The organism is bacterium SCSIO 12643, assembly GCA_024398135.1.
Taxonomy (GTDB): Bacteria; Bacteroidota; Bacteroidia; order Flavobacteriales_G; family Salibacteraceae; genus CAJXZP01.
Map to the genome: position 1 here is coordinate 1,467,068 of CP073750.1, position 18,626 is coordinate 1,485,693.

Here is an 18,626-nt window from a genome sequence, read left to right on the forward strand (position 1 = left end):
AATAACTAAAAAATTGTATTTCAATATCGGCAGGAAAAAGACGAGGAAAAAACCATTAAGGTTGCTGATATTTTATCATTCCAAAATTCCATTGGCTATCTTTGTGGGTTGGAATTTAATTTTATGAAACGTAATAACAATAAAGTAAAAGTAGCCATTTCCTGTGGAGACATCAACGGCATCGGTTTAGAAACGATTATCAAGTCATTTCTGGATACACGTATGTTCGAATTATGTACACCTATGGTTTATGGTAACCATCATATATCAAAAGCTTATCGTAAAAAGATCGGGATTCAGGATTTTAGTTTTAATCTGATCAAAAATCACGATAAAAGCAATCAGAAGAAAGTAAACCTTATTTCTATCACCGATGAAAAAATGGATCTTTCTTTTGGGTCTGTAACCAATCAAGCAGGAAAACTGGCTTATCAATCTATCACCAATGCTACAGATGCATTGGCTTCTAATCATGCTGATGTATTGGTCACTGCTCCGATCCATAAACAGAATATTCCCTGGGAATATGAGGACATCAAAGGTCATACGGAATATTTAGCGCATTATGCCAACGAGGATCATCCATTGATGATGATGGTACATAATAATCTACGCGTGGGTGTGGTAACAGGCCATCTTCCATTAAAAGAAGTTTCAAAAACGCTTACAAAGGATAGAATCATTCAAACTCTGGAGGTTTTCCAAAAAAGCTTAAAACAAGATTTTAGTATCCATCAACCAAAAATTGCGGTATTGGGATTAAATCCACATGCAGGTGACAACGGGGTGATTGGAAAGGAAGAGATGGAAACTATTATTCCAGCTATTGAAGCCTTTAATGCAGATGGAAATATCGCAATTGGACCTTTTGCCAGCGATGGTTTCTTTGGTTCAGGTCAGTTTAAAAAATTCGATGGAATTTTAGCCATGTATCATGATCAGGGCTTGATTCCATTTAAAACTATATCCAATAACGAGGGCGTCAATTTTACAGCAGGATTACCAATTGTAAGAACTTCTCCTGATCATGGAACTGCATTTGACATTGCTGGAAAAAATATCGCTGATCCTACCAGTTTTAGAAATGCAATTTATCTGGCAATGGATATTTATAGGAATCGAAAAAACTACCGCGAACTCACTAAGAATGTTCTGGAAGTGAAAAAATGACCAAAATTAAAAAGAGGAGCTCCTCAACTCCTCTTTTCATTTTTCACCCATCATTGTCTGTGGCTGCTGTCCCAACAATCCAAAACAACAGCACTTACAACATAATTTCTTACGATCCCGGTTCTAAAAAAGTTTCATTTTTTAGAAAAAAGTTTTATTTAATCTTTTTCCCATCTTTGAACACTCTGGTTCCCTTTAAGTTACCCTCCTTATCATAGATCATATATTTTCCATCTAAGCGACCTTCCTTATAATTGCTATGGCTAATTAACACCCCTCTTTCTGTGTAGATTTTACACTCTCCATCTGGTCGGTCATTTTTAAATGATTGTTTTCTTTTGATCTGTCCTTGTGGATAATTAAATACCCAGTTACCGGTTTTCACTCCATCTTTATATGCTCCCGTAGATTCCAGCTTACCATATTGGGTATAATATTCCCAGGAACCATCTCGCATATTATTCTTAAAGTTACCTTGTTCTCTTAGAATAGTTCCGGGATACCAAAAAGACCACTTTCCTGTTCTTTCTCCCATATCCCATTGTCCGGAATATTTCGGTGTTCCAGCCTCAAACCAACCTTCCCATTGCCCGTTCATCTTGCCTTCATTGAATACACCTTTGTCCTTTACTTTTCCTGTTTCAAAATATGAAATCCATTCTCCCTCTTCTTTTCCATTCTGATAACTTCCTTCAGTAAAAACCTGTCCATTTTCCCACCAACTGGTCCAATGACCTTCTTCCAGATTGTTTTTGTATATCCCAGAACGGAACTTTTTACCACTTTCAAAGTAAAAAGTCCAATTTCCATCCTTTTTTCCTTCTACATACGTACCTTCAGATTCTACTTTGCCATTTTTGAAATAAACTACCCATGCACCGTGTTCTTTTCCTTTAATATATTCTCCAACCCAGTCTTTAGTACCATCATCAAAATACGCTTCCCATTTACCAGAACGCTCATTATTCTCGTATTGTCCTTTTCTACTTATCTGTCCGTTTTTAAAGAATAAAACATATGGCCCTGTGATTTCTCCATTTTGGAAACTCATCTCTTTCCACTTCGCCCCATTTTCATACCAATATACCCAGGTACCATCTGGCAATCCATCTTTGAAGCTTCCTTCGTATTTTTTTTGTCCATCAGAAAAGTACTTCACCGTAGCTCCGTTTCTTACCCCATCATTTAATGCAGACTCTTCTCTTAACTGTCCATTATCATAGAAATATTGTAATTGTCCCTTACCATCTTTTACCTTTTGCTCTCCTGAAACATTCCAAAAACTTTGAATATATCTCTTCCCTTCTCTGCATTCTTCTGTTTTCCATTTTTTACCGTCAGCATACCAGAATTCCCAGATACCAGAACAAGCATCATTTTCAAAAGCGCCTTTTTCTTTTTGCTTTCCGTCCTCATACCAGGACAAGTAGATACTGTCTCTAAATCCTCTTTTGTAATAGTTCTCTATTTCTTTTTGACCATTTTCATAATACAGGATTTGCTTTCCATTGATAAACCCTCTTCTAAACTCAGCTTCTTCACTCAACTTTCCATTTGGATACCAATATTTCCATAGCCCGGTTTCCTTGCCATCTAATCGATCGCCTTCACTTCTTTTTTGCAAATGAGCGGTATCATGATAAGTGATATAATGTTGGGTGTCCTGCGCATATAACTGTACGGATATCAACATCAATAAGAATAAAATAATTCTATTCATAATTCGGATTTTCAGCAAAAATATGGGTTGCAATCATTCTTAATTCCAATGCAATTAAAAAATATTCACATTCTTTTTAATCTTAAATTGGAACAATGCTTTTTGTATTTTTGGGCGTGTTAAAAAACTCCTCTTATGGCAATTTCAAAAAAATCTTTCGACTTTCTAAAGAAACTTTCTCAAAACAACAACAGGGATTGGTTTACCGAAAATAAATCTTTGTATACAGATGCACAGCAAAACATTATTGACTTTGCTGATGATGTATTGGAAGGTATGAGTGCTTTTGATCAGATTGAAACTCCTTCAGGGAAAAAAGCTTTGAAAAGAATCTATAGAGATGTCAGGTTTTCGAAAAACAAAGCGCCATATAAAGAACATTATGGAATGATGTTTTCCAGAGCAACCAAAGCAAGAAGAGGAACTTATTATATCCATATTCAACCCGGCCATTCATTTATAGGTGGTGGTTTTTGGGGACCTGAGAAAGAAGATCTTTTACGAATTCGTAAACATATTGCCCAGGACGATTCTTATTTAAAAGAAGTTTTAGACTCTAAAGAATTCAAAAAGCATTTCAACGAAATGCAAGGAGAACAATTAAAAACGGCCCCTAAAGGATTTGACAAAGAGCATCCTTCTATTGATTTATTGAGATACAAACAATTCCTGATCTCTGAATCTTTTACTGATGAAGATGTTTTACATCCAGACTTTGCAAAAAAAGCATGTCAGACATTAAATGCAATGGTTCCTTTCTTTGATGTGATGACCGATATGTTAACGACCAATCTAAACGGAGAGAGTTTAATCGACTAGCGTTTGATCGCACAGCTATGGCTGTCGTATTCACTTCTTAAAATCCCATCTACTGATATCAAATGATCTAATCGGATTCGATATTGATTGTAAGCATCTTTAGCAAATAAATATTCTCCTTCTTTGGTGGTTTTGAAATCATAGATTACAACTTGCTCAATGGTTTGCTCTAATTCAGCCTCACTATAAATCATAGTTACAGGCTTACCTATTGTAGCTATTTTTTCCAGTTCATCATAATAACCACAATCTATCGGAGTGTATTTTTCTTCTAACATGGGACAAAGGTATAGCGATTGAAGAGTTTGAAATGGAATGTGCATGACAGAACGTTTATCAAGTCTTCTTGAAAATCATACGCATAAAAAAAGCCCTCAACTCATGTTGAAGGCTTTTTTGTTGTCCCACTAGGGCTCGAACCTAGACTCTTCTGAACCAAAATCAGACGTGTTGCCAGTTACACCATGGGACAAAATTCCGACTTTTACATTTCGTTTGGCGCTTTAAAACTCAACGCCCTTTGTAAAAGGAATGCAAAAGTAAAATATTTTTGAATTGAGAAAAGTTTTTTCTTGAATTTTTAAAGGCGTAAGAACCCATTTTTTCCAATTACATTTGCAACCATGAATATGTCCATCATTCATAGGGCACCTAAGTTCTTAAAACCGATCAGTTCACATCTGGTTTGGTCAATAGAACCCCATCAAAAAGAAATCTATCTTACGTTTGATGACGGACCGCATCCGGAGATCACTCCGTGGGTTTTAGCAGAATTGAAAAAATATAATGCTAAAGCCACTTTCTTCCTGGTGGGTGAAAATGCTTCTAAATATCCTGAAGTCGTTCAAAGCATTTTAGATCATGGGCATCATATAGGGAATCACACCTATAATCATATTAAAGGATGGAATACTTCTGCGTATAAGTATTACAAAAACACCTTGAAATGTGAGGATCAATTTCATTCTTCACTTTTCCGCCCCCCTTATGGCCGAATTACACGCGCGCAACATAAGCGTTTATCCAAGAGATATAAGATTATTATGTGGAGTGTATTAAGTGGAGATTATGATCGCAAACTAAGTCCTAAGAAAATCGTCAGAGGCGTGATCAATAATACTGTACCGGGTTCAGTTATTGTTTTCCATGATAGTGAGAAAGCAGAAAAAAACCTTAAGAATTCACTTCCTAAGGTCTTAATGCACTTATCTAAAAAAGGATTTATTTCTAAAGCGATCCCTTATGATCTCCAGAACAGTTCATCTGTTAGAGGTGAAGGGAAATAATCTAAACGTGCTTTGAAATCTCTGCTCTTAAGTTTTCAATGGGTGTCACTCCGGATTGTCTCCAAAGCAGATTCCCATTTTTAAAAATCATTAATGTAGGTACTCCACGAATCTGGTACTTTGCTGCGATCTCCTGATTCTTATCCACATCAATTTTGATCAACTTCACCTGATCTCCCATTTCTTCTTTAAGCGACTTTAAAATAGGTGCAACTGTTTTACACGGTCCACACCACTCTGCATGAAAATCAATCAATACAGGTACATCACTTTGTATAATTGAGCCAAAACTTGCCATAATTCCTTTGCTATTTACTTTGATATAAAATCCTCAATCGCCCCACCAATGAGGTGTCCGATTAGTCCTCCGGCAATCATACTACCATACCATTTACTGGTAATGGCACATCCTTCAGTACAGGCATATTCCTGCCAGTACAAATATCCTCCAACTAATCCGATTAACGCTAAAATATTCGCGTAAGTGATCAACTTCTTCAACTATTTGACGATTTGATATCCTTTACCAGCCCAGGCTAAAAATCCTCCTTCAACGTTTCTCACATCGCTAAACCCCATTTCAATTAAGGTTTTACTGGCGATCTGACTTCTGTGCCCTGAACGACAATACACATAAACGGTTTTTGATTTATCCAAAGTCTCCGCTTGTTGCTTAAAAGTAGTACCATTTATGTTTAGATTTTGCGCATCTTTCACATATCCTTCGGATACTTCGGATGGGGTTCTTACATCCAAAATGATCACGTCTTCCCCTGCTTTTACTACTTTATTCAAATCATCTACAGAAACATTTGAATACGTTTTAGTTGATTGCTCTGTACCTTTCGATTCTGTTCCAGCGCTACAAGAGATAGATGCAAATCCCAACATTATTGCTGAAACAAAGAATATTGTTTTAAATGAAAACTTACGCATAACTATTAATTTCTATTTAACTGTTTAAAATTGTGTGATATATCGTGCGGATTCTTTTTAGAAGTAGTGGTTCCGCATTCATTTTGACCAATACCCAAACCGCAACCTGTATTAAATAGTGCTTGATAAGCTAGAAATAAGCCCATAAAGGCAACTAAATTTGAGCCTTTTAAATAGGCATCCACCATAAATGCCAAACCAATACCCAATCTCAACCAACGTCCAAGCCCCCATGGGGTTTTATAAATCGTCTCAATGACACTCATTACATTCTTCTATATAATCCAACAACTTGTTGAACTTTTCATTTTTAATGAAGTAAAAACAATTTTTACCCTCTTTTCTTGATCCCAAAATCCCACGGTCTTTCAAGATTTTTAGGTGCTGAGATACTACAGCTTGTTCCACTCCTATCTTCTCATAAATATCAGTTACACATAAACCCTCGTGTTCTTTCAGGACCTCCATGATCGCCAATCGAATGGGGTGTGCAACTCCTTTTAAGAGATTGGTAGCAGCATTTAATTTCTCCAGATTAACCATGTGAAAATTTCAGATTACAAATATATGATTTTTTATATATGTTATTCAGAGCATAAAAAAAGCCGGAAGAATATTCCAGCTTTCTAAAATTATTTTGCGGCCCTTTGAATATTGGTTGGTTTTCTAAATCGTATCCCAATCATTAATTCATGCGAACCGGACGTTGCGGTTTTAATATCCGATGTGGCCATGTCATATGAGTACGCAAAAACTAAACTCTCATTTACATTCACACCTAGCATTGCAACAACCGCATCATTCATTCTATAAGAAGCTCCTACCCACACCAAATCCTGATAAATCACTCTTAAGTTTCCTTCAAATGCAATTGGTGCAGGATCTACCCATTTTCCTAATACGGCAGGTTCCACAATAATATCATCAGTCACTTTAAATTTGTACCCAGCATATGCAAACATATGACGTTCTAAAGCCGCTTCAGTATTTCTATAATGATCAAAGAACTGCAGTTTATTTCCGATAATCTGAGGCATTGAAATGCCCACATAAAAATCATCTGAATATAAATGGAAACCTACTCCAGCATCCGGAACAAAAACTGATTGCAACTGACCACTTAACGCAACATCATTCGGATCTTTCAATAAGATTTGCGAACCATCTGTTGTATACTGAAGTCCTCCAAAGCTTAATCCCATACCTAATTTTAAAGTTTCCGATAACTTCAATTTATATGAATAGCTAAATGAAAAACCAGTTCTTCTGGTTGGTCCCACCACGTCCACAAATACTTTTCCGCCTAAGCCCATTTTATAATCACTAATGGGTCCATTGGCACTAATTACATGCGTTCGTGGCGCATCTGTAATTCCAACCCATTGCAATCGGTTGGTTGCTTGTGCTTCCCAATAATCTTCTGTTCCTGTTGCCCCAGGATTGATCAGCGTCTTATTTAGAAAGAACTGCGAGTATTGCGGTAACTGTTGTCCCCAACTCGCTACCGAAATACATATCGTTGCTAATATTAAAATCGTCTTTTTCATATCATGCATTTTATCGCATTATCGTAACTGGTCCGCTAATTGGCTCAGGGAAATCACCGTCTTTCAGATCGATCACATAATAATATGTGCCAACCGGTACCGGTTCTCCCTCGAACGTACCATCCCAAGGTGTCGTATACCCATCCTCAGAATGGAATAGTAATTCTCCCCAACGGTTATAAACGTCTACCTGAGCTTGTGGATACTTATCTAAGAAATCCAATTCCCATGTATCATTTGAACCGTCACCATTTGGAGTGAATCCTGAAATTACTTTAAGTTTTTTGTTTACTGTAATCGTAATCGTATCAGAGTTCGTACATCCAACAATATTTGTAACAGTAACTGTATACAATGTCGTCACAGTTGGAGTCGCTATTGGATTCGCTACAGTCGGATCACTCAAACTAGCTCCTGGGGACCATAGGAATGTACTTCCTCCCCATGAAGTCGTTGGATTTCCTCCAAGTTTCACATCCTGACCTCTAATAATTGTTTGACCAACTCCTGCATCGACATCAGGAATCTGTCCTTTAGCGACTGCCGCAGTGTCTAGTGCAGAACATCCTCCAGACACTACACCAACAATGTAATAAATGGTATCACCAGTTACTGGAACCATCAATGTTGAATCATTACCGATTACCGCTCCACCTAGATTATACCATTGGTAGGTAATTGCTCCATTCGCACCAGATACAACCGGATTGAGTAATACAGAATCTGATCCATCACAGATAATCTGATCTGCAAGAGAAACTGTCAGATTCGTATTGGCGGTTACCACAGCACTATCGGTAACCGTACATCCATTTTGATCTGTTACGGTTACATAATAAGTACCTACGAATAAGAATCCAATGTTTTGGTTTCCTGAAGTAAATCCATTCGGACCTGTCCAGTTATATGAATACGTTGGAATACCACCTGTAGCTGTAATCTGTACGCCACCATCGTTTGTATTTAAACAGTTTGCTTTGATCACTGTATCTACAGTTAATGCTAACGGTACACCATCAGAAATAATTACAGAATCTATCGCAGAACATCCCGCGGCATCTGTTGCAGTCACCGTATAAGTTCCAGCACATAACCCAGTTAACGTTGGTGAATTTGGTCCACCGTTTGACCACGCATATGTTACTGTTCCAGTACTTCCACTTACTGTAGCAGTAGCCGTTCCATCACATACACTATTACAATTGGTATTGTCTGTAAATGCCATGCTGATATTTAATCCCGGGATTTGATTCACCGTTACCGTATCCACCGCCATACATCCACCTACAGCATCAGTCACTGTAACAATTACCTGACCGGCACATAAGTTTGTTGCTGTTTGCGTCAAATCACCATTTGACCATTGGTAACTAAATGGGCCTGTTCCTCCTGTTGGAGTTGCAGTAGCCGTACCCACACAACTACCATCACATGGTACATCTGTTGTAGATAATGTCATTCCCAATGTACCTGCATCACTTAATGGAACAGTTGATGTTACCACACAACCATTGGCATCAGTTACAGATAACAGGTATGATCCTGATGGAATATTTACGATTGGATTACCAGGGGTTCCATTCCATGAAATGGTGTAACCTGGTGTTCCTCCTGAAATTACTGTTTCTAAAGAACCGTCACTTGCACCACAACCTGGGTTTGTTACGATGATATTATCGATAACCAGAGCTGGTGGGCTACTAATAGTAACCGATCCGGTGGTTGTACATCCATTGGCATCAGTCACTGTTACATCATATGTGGTGCCTCCACATAAGTTTGAAGCGATTGGCCCTACATCACTATTACTCCATGCATAAGTATATGGACCTGTTCCTCCTGTTGCAGTAGCTGTTGCAGTTCCATCACAAACATTGGAACAATTTGCATCCAGCCCAACAATCGACACTTGAATTGGAGTTGGTTCAGTTACGTTATAAGTATTTACAACAGTACATCCATTATCATCTGTCACCGTTACGGTATAACTACCTGCACATAATGCAGAGATAGAATTTGTATTTCCTGAATTACTCCATGCATAGTTATACGGTCCGGTTCCCCCTGATGTCACTAATGTAATCGACCCATCACATACACCATTACAAGATGCATCAACAATGGTCTCCACATTCACAATTGGTGCTGGATCAGATAGCGTATCAGAGGCAATAAATATACATCCATTCGCGTCTGTAATGGTTACCGTATGAACACCTGCACATAATGCATATGCCGAATCCACCACAGATCCATTAGACCATGCATATGTATAAGGACCTGCTCCTCCAATTGGAGTAACTCTGGTCATTCCGTCACATAATCCACTACAAGAAGGATCCCTGTTCACAAATGTTGCTCCAGTTGGACCTCCGTTATTACTAATTGGTGCAGAAAGTACAGCAGTACAACCAGAACCATCAGTAATCGTAACAGAATATGTTCCTGGACATAAATTATTAATCGTAGTACCTGTACCACTATTCGACCATGCATATGAATAAGGACCTCCATCGCCACCTGCAGTATTTGTAATTGTGATTTGTCCATCACATACTCCACAAGTTGCATTTGTAGGTGTTAATGTCGCAGTGATTGCAGCAGGTTCAGAAATAGTCTGACTCGCAGTTGCAGTACAACCATTTCCATCCGTTACCGTTACAGAATAGGCACCATCACATAGACTATTTATTGAATTACCACTTCCACTATTTGACCACGCATATGTGAAAGGAGATGTTCCACCTGAAATAGTAGCGGTAATCATACCATCACAAGATCCATTACAGCTAATTGGCGAGGTAATTCCAAGACTTACTGTTAACAGCGCTGGTTCAGTAACCGTATAAGTTCTTACAGATGAACATCCATTTGCATCCGTTACAGTTACAGTGTAAGAGCCTGCACATAAATTGGACAAACCTCCCGTACTAGATCCATTTGACCAAACAAATGAATAAGGTCCGGTGCCTCCTGATGTCGTCAGAGTAATTGATCCATCACATAAACCATTACAGGTTACATGTGATATAACTTCGTTTATAATGATTGGTGTTGGTTCTACTAAAGTATCTGTTCCAATAAATACACATCCATTCGCATCTGTCACCGTCACAAAATAAATGCCTGCACATAAACCACTTTCAGAATCCGTTGTTCCTCCACTTGACCATGCATATGAGTATGGTCCAGTACCTCCAACTGGAGCTACTGTCATTGATCCATCACACACACCGTTACAAGTTGGATTTACTAAAGAAATCGGTGCTGAAGTTGGCCCACCAATATTTCCTACCGGTATAGCTACAAGGGCATTACATCCTGACACATCGGTCATTGTTACTGTATATACACCTGGACATAGATTTGAAATCGTACTTGTACTTGCGCCATTAGACCATGCATAAGTATATGGGCCACCATTTCCTCCAATGGTTCCTGTTAATGCAATTTGTCCGTCACATGCACCACATGTTGCATCTGTTGTTGCAATATTTGTTGAGATTGGTGGTGGGAAGTTAATTGCAGAACTCGCTGTTGTACTACATCCATTCGCATCCGTTACGGTCAATGTATAAGTACCTCCACATAATCCTACTGCAATGTTTCCTATTCCTCCATTTGACCAGGAAATAGAATATGGAGCTGTTCCTCCAGTTACCGTAGCAGTCATCTCTCCATCACAAGTTCCATTACAGGAAATTGGATTTGTTATAGCAATACTTGCTGATAGCGCAACTGGCTCTCCGACATTAAATGTATCTAATTTAGTACAGCTATTTGCATCAGTTGTAGTCACAATGTAAGCTCCATCACATAATCCTGTGATTACGCTTCCGGTCATCGAATTATTCCATGCATAAGTATAAGGTCCGGTTCCTCCGGTAGTCGTCAACGTGATCGAACCATCACACGTTGAATTACAAGAAGCATCCACAATTACTGGAGTGTTTACAATTGGATCCGGCTCAAATAAAGTATCACTTGCAATTAAGATACATCCGTTACCATCTGTAATAGTCACAAAGTGAACACCTGCAGATAATCCGGTTTCTGTAGCATTTGATCCTCCACTAGACCAAGAATAAGAATATGATCCGGATCCTCCAGATGGCGTAACCGTTAGTGATCCGTTACTACCACCGTTACAGGTTGGATTTGTTCTATTGAAATTAGCCGATGTTGGACCTCCGATATTACTAATGCCTTGCGTGATCACAGCTGTACATCCTGATCCATCCGTAATTGTTACGGTATAAACGCCCGCACATAGATTGATTATCGAATTCGGTAAAGGAGTTGGTGTACCACCACTCCAGTTATAAGTATATGGACCTCCATCACCACCAGATGTTCCGGTAATAATAATCACACCATCACATGCTCCACACAATGCATCAATTGCTTGCGGAGTTGCAGTAATTGCACTTGGTTCTGTAATTGTCATTGATCCGGTGGTTGTACAACCGTTCGCATCTACCACAGTTACTGTATAACTACCTGCACATAAACTGCCTGCAACAGTACCATTTGTACCGTTCGACCATGTTACTGTATAAGGAGCGGTTCCGCCTGTAACATTTGCTGTTAATTCACCATCACATACCCCATTACATGTAATTGCATTTGAAATGGATACATTAACCGCCAATGCATTCGGCTCGGTTAAAGTCACCGATTGCGTTGTTGAACAACCGTTCGCATCTACTACTGTTACAGTATAGCTACCTGCACATAAACCTGTTTTCACATCAGTAGTATCAGAACCTGGCCACACTACTAAATAAGGTGCAGTTCCTCCGGAAACGGTAGCACTTACAACTCCATCACATGCACTATTACATGTAATACCTGAAGTCTCCACTAATGATACAGTCATCAGTGATGCATCATTAATCACAATAGTTGCTGTACTTGAACAGCTGTTGGCATCCGTTACTGTTACGGTATGCGTACCTGCACATAAACCGGATTCTGTCGTTCCATTACCTCCACTTGGCCATGCAATAGTGAGAGGAGAGGTACCTCCTGATAAAGTAATAGTCGCTTCCCCATCACATACCCCATTACATGATACATGTGAAGTCACATTTGTGATGATCACAATTCCCTGTGGATCTACCAAATTAACCGTAATCGTTTCACTACACGCATTTGCATCGGTTACTGTTACGACATATGAACCCGCGCACAATCCACTTTGCGATGGACCGGTTGCTCCACCAGGCCAGGTAAATGTCATACCAGGTGTTCCTCCCACTGCAATTACGGTAGCAGCACCATCACATGCTCCATTACAGCTAATTTGAGACGTAATATTTGCAGTCAATACGATATCTGCTGGTTCTGTAACCACAAACGGAGTTACCACCGAACAACTATTCGCATCTGTTGTGGTTAAACTATATGTTCCTGCTCCCGTATTTGTAATTACCGGACCAGTTGCACCTGTATTCCATAAATAAGTATAAGGTCCAGTTCCGCCAGTTGTACTTGCAGTTAATGTCACCGTAGAATCTCCAAAACATAATATTGTTCCTGTTTGTGTAATTGTAGTTACTACCGGAGAAGGCTGTGTAATCGTAATTGATGCGGTTCCAGTACATAAGTTCGCATCCGTAATCGTTACGGTATATGAACCTGCACATAAATTATTAATAGTTGCACCACTCAGACCATTTGACCATGCATAAGTATAAGGTCCTGTCCCTCCACTTCCGGTAGCTGTGATTTGCGCATCACAAATACCTCCACAGGAAATACCCTGATCTAAGTTAATCGTACCAGAAACTGCTGTTGGTTCAACCAAATTAATCGTATCCGTAATTGTACAAGAATTCGCATCTGTAATCGTTACGATATAATTTGTGTTCCCACATAATGCGGTTGCTGTATCATTTGAAACAGTTACACCCGCAGGCCAGGTAATGGTATAACCTGGTGTTCCTCCAGTTGGCGCATAAGTTACTGACCCATCACATACTCCATTACAAGAAACTCCATTGACAATTGTTTGATTCGCTACAATAGGAGTTGGCTGTGTAATAATAAAGCTTGCCGTATCCGTACAGCCATTACCATCCGTAATTGTTACAGTATAAGGTCCTGCAGGCAAACTACTGATCGCAGCTGTTCCCGCTCCATTCGACCATGAAAAACTGTAAGGGTTTGTTCCTCCTGAACCGGTTGCTAACAAACTTGCAGTTGGCAATCCACCACAAGAAATAAATCCGGTTTGTGTAATGGTCACATCTAAAACGGTCGGTTCAGTTACTACTGTTGAAGCAGTTGCTGTACAACCATTATCATCTGTTACAGTAACCGTATAAGTTCCTGCCCCTGTATTTACCAGATTGGCATTTGTACTACCTGTTGACCATAAGTATGAGAATGTTGGAGTTCCTCCTGTTACAGTTGAATTAATCGTTACTGTACTGTCTCCATTACATAAAATAGTTCCTACCTGTGCCAATGAAATACTCAATGCATTCGGTTCAGTGATTGTAATTGAAATCGTATTACTACATGAATTCGCATCAGTAGCAGTAACTACGTAAGTACCCGCACATAAATTATTTTGCGTTCCACCGGTTGCACCTCCAGGCCATGTAATTGTAATCGGGTTAGTTCCGCCAGTTGCGGTAACTGTAGCTGAACCGTCACATACTCCATTACATGAAACATGACTAATATTTGAAGATGACAAATTAATCGCTTGAGGTTCGTTGATTACCACTGTCGTAGTCGTATCACAACCATTATCATCTGTAATGGTTACAATATAAGTTCCTCCACACAAAGCATTTTGCGTTGGGCCTGTTAAACCTCCTGGCCAAGCATATGAATAATTTGGAGTTCCTCCGGCAGCCGTAACAGTTGCAGAACCATCACATACTCCGTTACAAGAAGCGTGATTATTCACCGTATTTGTTGCTGTTAATAATGTAGGTCCTGAAACAATTTCTGTTACCACATCAGTACAACCGTTAGCGTCTGTGATAGTTACAGTATATGTTCCTGCTCCAACATTTGCATTAATTGCTGTTACCGGGCCATTAGACCATGCATAACCATAAACAGGTGTTCCTCCAGTTGCTGACGCTGTCAAGGTTACTGTTTGATCTCCATTACATAAAATAGTTCCAGCTTGTGCTACTGCTCCAACCAATACCGGTGGTTCAGTAATTGTAATGCTACTCGTTGCCGTACATAAGTTAGCATCCGTAATAGTTACATTATAAGTTCCTGCACATAGGTTCGAATGAGAAGCATTTGCAGGTAATCCATTATTCCATACGTATGTAAAAGGTCCTGTACCTCCGGTTGGAACTGCTGTGATTTGTGCATCACATACACCTCCACAAGAAATTCCCTGATCCAGGTTAATTGATGCCGTAAGTAAAGCAGGTTCTGTTAATGTAAATGGCTCAACATGCTGACAGTTATTCGCATCGGTAATCGTCACATCATAATTAACTCCTCCACATAAGTTTGTCGCAGTATTTCCCACAAAAGTGATCCCGTTAATCCATTGAACGGTATAAGGACCTGTACCTCCTGAAGGATTAATAGTCACCGATCCGTCACACACGCCATTACATGATATTGGGGTGACTACTGTTAAATTAGCAGCTATTGCTGTTGGCTCAGTTACTACAATAGTCTCGGTATCCGTACATCCATTTGCATCCGTTACTGTAACCGTATACGTTCCCGCTCCTATATTCGCATTTACAGGAGTGGTAGGCCCATTTGACCAGGCATATCCATAATTCAAGGTTCCTCCAATAGCACTAGCTGTAATTGATGCTGTTAAATCACCATTACATTGAATAAATGCGGTCTGAGTAATACTTGCAACTAATGGATCTGGCTCTGTAATTGTCACCTGGTCCGTTGCTGTACAACCATGATCATCTGTTACAGTTAAGGTATAAGTTCCAGCGCCAACATTTGTTAAACCTGGCGTTGTTGGTCCACTTGACCATAAATAATTGTACCCAACTGTACCTCCAGTTGTAATTGAATTAATATTTACTGTTTGATCCCCATTACATAAAATGGTTCCGACAGTTACTAAAGTTGTTGTTAAAACCGCTGGTTGTGTTAAGTTCACATTATGTGTAACAGAACACCCTCCCGCGTCAGTAATGGTCACATCATAAGAACCTGCACATAAACTTCCCTGAGTAGGTCCTGTTGCACCTCCTGGCCATGTAATGGTTAGTGGCGCTGTACCTCCCGAAGCATTGATAGTCACATTTCCATCACATACACCATTACAAGAAATAACCGTATTTACAGTTGATGAAACAATAATAGGTGTAGGATCGGAAACTGTAATTGATCCGGTCACAGAACACATCTTTGCATCGGTTACAGTTACATTATAAGTTCCCGCACATAAATTCGAATGCGAAGCAGTAGCTGGCAACCCATTATCCCAGGCATAAGTATATGGTCCCTGACCTCCGGTAGGTGCCGCTGTAATACTTGCATCACACTGTCCCGGACATGAGATCGGTCCCGTCTGCGTAACATTTGGAAGTATAAGCGTAGGCTCATTTACAGTTGCAGTTGTTGTTGCTGTACATCCGTCTCCCACAGACGTCACCGTTATAGTGTAAGTTTGAGCAGTCAAGTTTGACGCTGTTGGCGTGGTTTGTCCGGCTGCTGGTGCAGGTGACCACGCATAAGTAAATGAACTTGCACAATTACCAAAACGTACATTTGGTCGGTTTGTAGATGTTGCAGTCATTGCTGTACTACTACAAACAGAAAGCGTATTATCATGGAAATATCTTACTGACTGATTCGTAGTTGGAGTATATCTTGTCAATGCATTACCACTTGCTGTAGAAGTTGGACTGTTAAAACATACCTCAACTACCAAATTAGATAATCCATCCCAAAAATATTTTACATCAAAATTATGGGTATTCCAACCCGTAGATAATGTATGCGTCTTAGGGGTAAAAACTTCCGTTAACCCGGTCTCCCAACCTCCTGTTAGATCAGTCGCAGAAGTACAACCCATACGAATCGTAAAATTGGCATAATTTATCGTGGTTCCTATACTGGCGACATCCAATCCCAAAGAACTAATCGTTCCAGGCAACACACCGGCAGCAGTTAATTCAGCTGCTGTAAATAACATTTGATGACGTGCTCCATTAAAGCTATTTCCATAAGGAGCAGGGAATGTACTAAAGGTATTGGTTGCAGTTCCCGTTCCAATTGGAACAGAAGTTGGAGTCGTACACGCATCAGTACTTACCCCACAAGTTGGATATGCTCGCGCATAAATAGCACCATCCGAACCACCATTACATGTTACAGAATCCACACTGTCAATCACCACCGTTGGTGGAACTGGTTCTTGAATAATAGCAGATTGAGATTGAGTACAACCATTGGCATCGGTAACTGTCAAAGTATATGTTCCGGCACATTTACCCATGATAGAAGATGTGGTTTCCCCACTACTCCACAAATAAGATAGTGGTGCCTGCCCCCCAAAGACAGAGGTACTAATTGCCCCTATACACGTGGATGAACAATCATCATCCGTAATATTGGTAATCGTAATTGATATTGGAAAAGCATCCTGAATGACAAATAGAGTATCCCATGTATTCGTGGATGGATCGGGATCACCCAAATCCCGGACTTGCAATCCATAAAATCCAGCACACATACCGGTAATACTCGCTAACCCCTGACAACACCAAGTTCCTGTAGGTGCCCAGGTATATTGATATGGCCCAACACCCCCTGAAGCGACTACCGTTGCCGTACCGTCACACACACCGTTACAACTGATATTGGTGGTTGTTAATGCTCCTGTTAGATTTGACGGAGGTGGAATAATCACTTGAATTGCAACTGAGTTTACACCCGAAATCGGACAAGCACTATCACTCGCCTGAAAAGTTACCGTATTATTTGTATTCATCCCCGCAGGCACCGTCCAACAGATGGTTGCAGTCACCGGGTTTGTTCCTGAATAAGATACTGTTGACCCAGGTAATGCAGAAGTTGCATTTGAAATCACTGTCACAACATCAGTTAAGTTTGAATCACTAAATACTGCATCGAAACAAAATTGATCACCCACATTAGCAGTAACCTCTAAAGGCCCTGTAAATGAAGCTGATCCTGATGTATTCACTAAATTTGTTAATGCTGTTGGGACATTAGGAATCTTGTTAGGATAATTCAGTACAACAAACTGAATATCGCGCTGAACTGTTGAGATTACCTGACCGGCTCCATTGTACTCAGTAACTCGAACTACGATAATAAAGTTACCTGTAATTGTTGGCGTAAAATTTAACTGTCCCGTAGCCGCATCAATAGTGATCCCAGGAATTGGAACGGTAGCAGAATATCCGGAATTATATGACAGGTTACCACTCGCTTCTCTTGCTGTTACCAATTCATATGTTAAACTATCTCCATCATTTTCAACTACACCATAATTATAATTTACTGCCTGATTTACCAAAACATATGGAATTGGTGGCGCTGTATATTCTGGCGAACTATTATTCGGATATAAAACAGAATTTAAAGTTGCTGTGATAAAGAAACCGTTGCTATTTACCCCCCCAACTACATTGACAGCAACGTTTCTCGCAAAATTGCTAAACGAAAAAGTATAATCCGAACAATGGGTGGATAATTGAACTATCCCGGTATACTCGTATTTCTGCATCCCAGGTAAAAAACCTCCATTACATGTACTTTGACCAATCATAGCCGGACAAATCTGAGAGACTTCAGTTCCCCCAACATTTTGAAGGGTCACTAATAAGTTTTGTGTTCCTGTACATGAACTGTTAATCGTAATACTCTCATTTCCTGTAACCGGAATTCCGGCACAATCTCGATAAACTGTCAGAGTCACCAAAAAAGAGTCATTTCCCAAGTGTTCGTAGGTAATTTCACCACCTGCAATGTGCGTGGCATTTGCGGTAGACGGCAAAAACCATGAAAGGCTAATTATCGACAAGAGGAGTAATAAATGCTTCATATATGTAGTTCTAGGTTCAATTTTATGTGTAATACGCTCCTTATGAGACGTAAAGACACACCAATTAGTTGCCATTTTTTTAATGGCACTAAAATACAAGGAAAAGTTGTTAA

The 18,626-nt window shown here is 39.7% G+C and carries 12 protein-coding genes and 1 tRNA gene; 3 read left to right on the top strand and 10 right to left on the bottom strand.

From position 1 onward, the window contains the following. Positions 1 to 123 precede the first annotated feature (123 nt). Positions 124 to 1,170, top strand: coding sequence for a 4-hydroxythreonine-4-phosphate dehydrogenase PdxA (gene pdxA / locus KFE94_06455; GenBank protein ID UTW67749.1), 1,047 nt, complete (start codon positions 124 to 126; stop codon positions 1,168 to 1,170). Positions 1,171 to 1,324: 154 nt separating this feature from the next. On the opposite strand, the gene KFE94_06460 is transcribed toward pdxA, so the two are convergent. Beyond that, the gene (locus KFE94_06460) at positions 1,325 to 2,890 is read right to left on the bottom strand and encodes a toxin-antitoxin system YwqK family antitoxin (protein UTW67750.1); all 1,566 of its coding nucleotides are present in this window, start codon (positions 2,888 to 2,890) and stop codon (positions 1,325 to 1,327) included. A 135-nt stretch (positions 2,891 to 3,025) separates the two neighbouring features. Between KFE94_06460 and KFE94_06465 the strand changes: the two genes are divergently transcribed. Then, positions 3,026 to 3,709: a DUF2461 domain-containing protein gene (locus tag KFE94_06465; GenBank protein UTW67751.1), complete on the top strand. Its 684-nt coding sequence runs from the start codon at positions 3,026 to 3,028 to the stop codon at positions 3,707 to 3,709. Here KFE94_06465 and KFE94_06470 read toward each other — a convergent pair. Next, positions 3,706 to 3,987, bottom strand: coding sequence for a hypothetical protein (locus tag KFE94_06470; GenBank protein UTW67752.1), 282 nt, complete (start codon positions 3,985 to 3,987; stop codon positions 3,706 to 3,708). The two genes, KFE94_06465 and KFE94_06470, sit on opposite strands and share 4 nt — an antisense overlap. A gap of 121 nt (positions 3,988 to 4,108) precedes the next feature. Next, positions 4,109 to 4,181, bottom strand: a tRNA-Gln gene (locus KFE94_06475). 157 nt (positions 4,182 to 4,338) lie between these two features. On the opposite strand from KFE94_06475, the gene KFE94_06480 reads away from it, so the two are divergent. Then, positions 4,339 to 4,995 carry a polysaccharide deacetylase family protein gene (locus KFE94_06480; protein UTW68226.1) on the top strand — a complete coding sequence of 219 codons (657 nt, stop codon included), beginning with the start codon at positions 4,339 to 4,341 and terminating at the stop codon, positions 4,993 to 4,995. 1 nt (position 4,996) lies between these two features. On the opposite strand, the gene trxA is transcribed toward KFE94_06480, so the two are convergent. The 7 genes from trxA to KFE94_06515 form a co-directional block, all read right to left on the bottom strand. Continuing rightward, positions 4,997 to 5,293 (bottom strand): thioredoxin, encoded by a 297-nt coding sequence (gene trxA / locus KFE94_06485; GenBank protein UTW67753.1) that lies wholly within the window; start codon positions 5,291 to 5,293, stop codon positions 4,997 to 4,999. Positions 5,294 to 5,307: 14 nt separating this feature from the next. Continuing rightward, positions 5,308 to 5,496, bottom strand: coding sequence for a hypothetical protein (locus KFE94_06490; GenBank protein ID UTW67754.1), 189 nt, complete (start codon positions 5,494 to 5,496; stop codon positions 5,308 to 5,310). Further along, on the bottom strand, positions 5,497 to 5,931 hold the full coding sequence (locus tag KFE94_06495) for a rhodanese-like domain-containing protein (GenBank protein UTW67755.1): 435 nt from the start codon (positions 5,929 to 5,931) through the stop codon (positions 5,497 to 5,499). A gap of 5 nt (positions 5,932 to 5,936) precedes the next feature. Then, positions 5,937 to 6,197 (bottom strand): hypothetical protein, encoded by a 261-nt coding sequence (locus tag KFE94_06500; protein UTW67756.1) that lies wholly within the window; start codon positions 6,195 to 6,197, stop codon positions 5,937 to 5,939. Beyond that, positions 6,184 to 6,474 carry a helix-turn-helix transcriptional regulator gene (locus KFE94_06505; GenBank protein UTW67757.1) on the bottom strand — a complete coding sequence of 97 codons (291 nt, stop codon included), beginning with the start codon at positions 6,472 to 6,474 and terminating at the stop codon, positions 6,184 to 6,186. The genes KFE94_06500 and KFE94_06505 overlap by 14 nt, the downstream gene beginning before the upstream one ends. Positions 6,475 to 6,563: 89 nt before the next feature. Continuing rightward, the gene (locus tag KFE94_06510; protein ID UTW67758.1) at positions 6,564 to 7,478 is read right to left on the bottom strand and encodes a type IX secretion system membrane protein PorP/SprF; all 915 of its coding nucleotides are present in this window, start codon (positions 7,476 to 7,478) and stop codon (positions 6,564 to 6,566) included. 10 nt (positions 7,479 to 7,488) lie between these two features. Continuing rightward, positions 7,489 to 18,588 carry a gliding motility-associated C-terminal domain-containing protein gene (locus KFE94_06515; protein ID UTW67759.1) on the bottom strand — a complete coding sequence of 3,700 codons (11,100 nt, stop codon included), beginning with the start codon at positions 18,586 to 18,588 and terminating at the stop codon, positions 7,489 to 7,491. Positions 18,589 to 18,626: the final 38 nt, after the last annotated feature.

Coding starts and splice junctions, on each gene's coding strand:
- KFE94_06480 (UTW68226.1), top strand. CDS start 4,339: ATGTCCATCATTCATAGGGCACCTAAGTTCTTAAAACCGATCAGTTCA.
- KFE94_06515 (UTW67759.1), bottom strand. CDS start 18,588: ATGGCAACTAATTGGTGTGTCTTTACGTCTCATAAGGAGCGTATTACA.
- KFE94_06505 (UTW67757.1), bottom strand. CDS start 6,474: ATGGTTAATCTGGAGAAATTAAATGCTGCTACCAATCTCTTAAAAGGA.
- pdxA (UTW67749.1), top strand. CDS start 124: ATGAAACGTAATAACAATAAAGTAAAAGTAGCCATTTCCTGTGGAGAC.
- KFE94_06470 (UTW67752.1), bottom strand. CDS start 3,987: ATGTTAGAAGAAAAATACACTCCGATAGATTGTGGTTATTATGATGAA.
- KFE94_06460 (UTW67750.1), bottom strand. CDS start 2,890: ATGAATAGAATTATTTTATTCTTATTGATGTTGATATCCGTACAGTTA.
- trxA (UTW67753.1), bottom strand. CDS start 5,293: ATGGCAAGTTTTGGCTCAATTATACAAAGTGATGTACCTGTATTGATT.
- KFE94_06495 (UTW67755.1), bottom strand. CDS start 5,931: ATGCGTAAGTTTTCATTTAAAACAATATTCTTTGTTTCAGCAATAATG.
- KFE94_06465 (UTW67751.1), top strand. CDS start 3,026: ATGGCAATTTCAAAAAAATCTTTCGACTTTCTAAAGAAACTTTCTCAA.
- KFE94_06510 (UTW67758.1), bottom strand. CDS start 7,478: ATGAAAAAGACGATTTTAATATTAGCAACGATATGTATTTCGGTAGCG.
- KFE94_06500 (UTW67756.1), bottom strand. CDS start 6,197: ATGAGTGTCATTGAGACGATTTATAAAACCCCATGGGGGCTTGGACGT.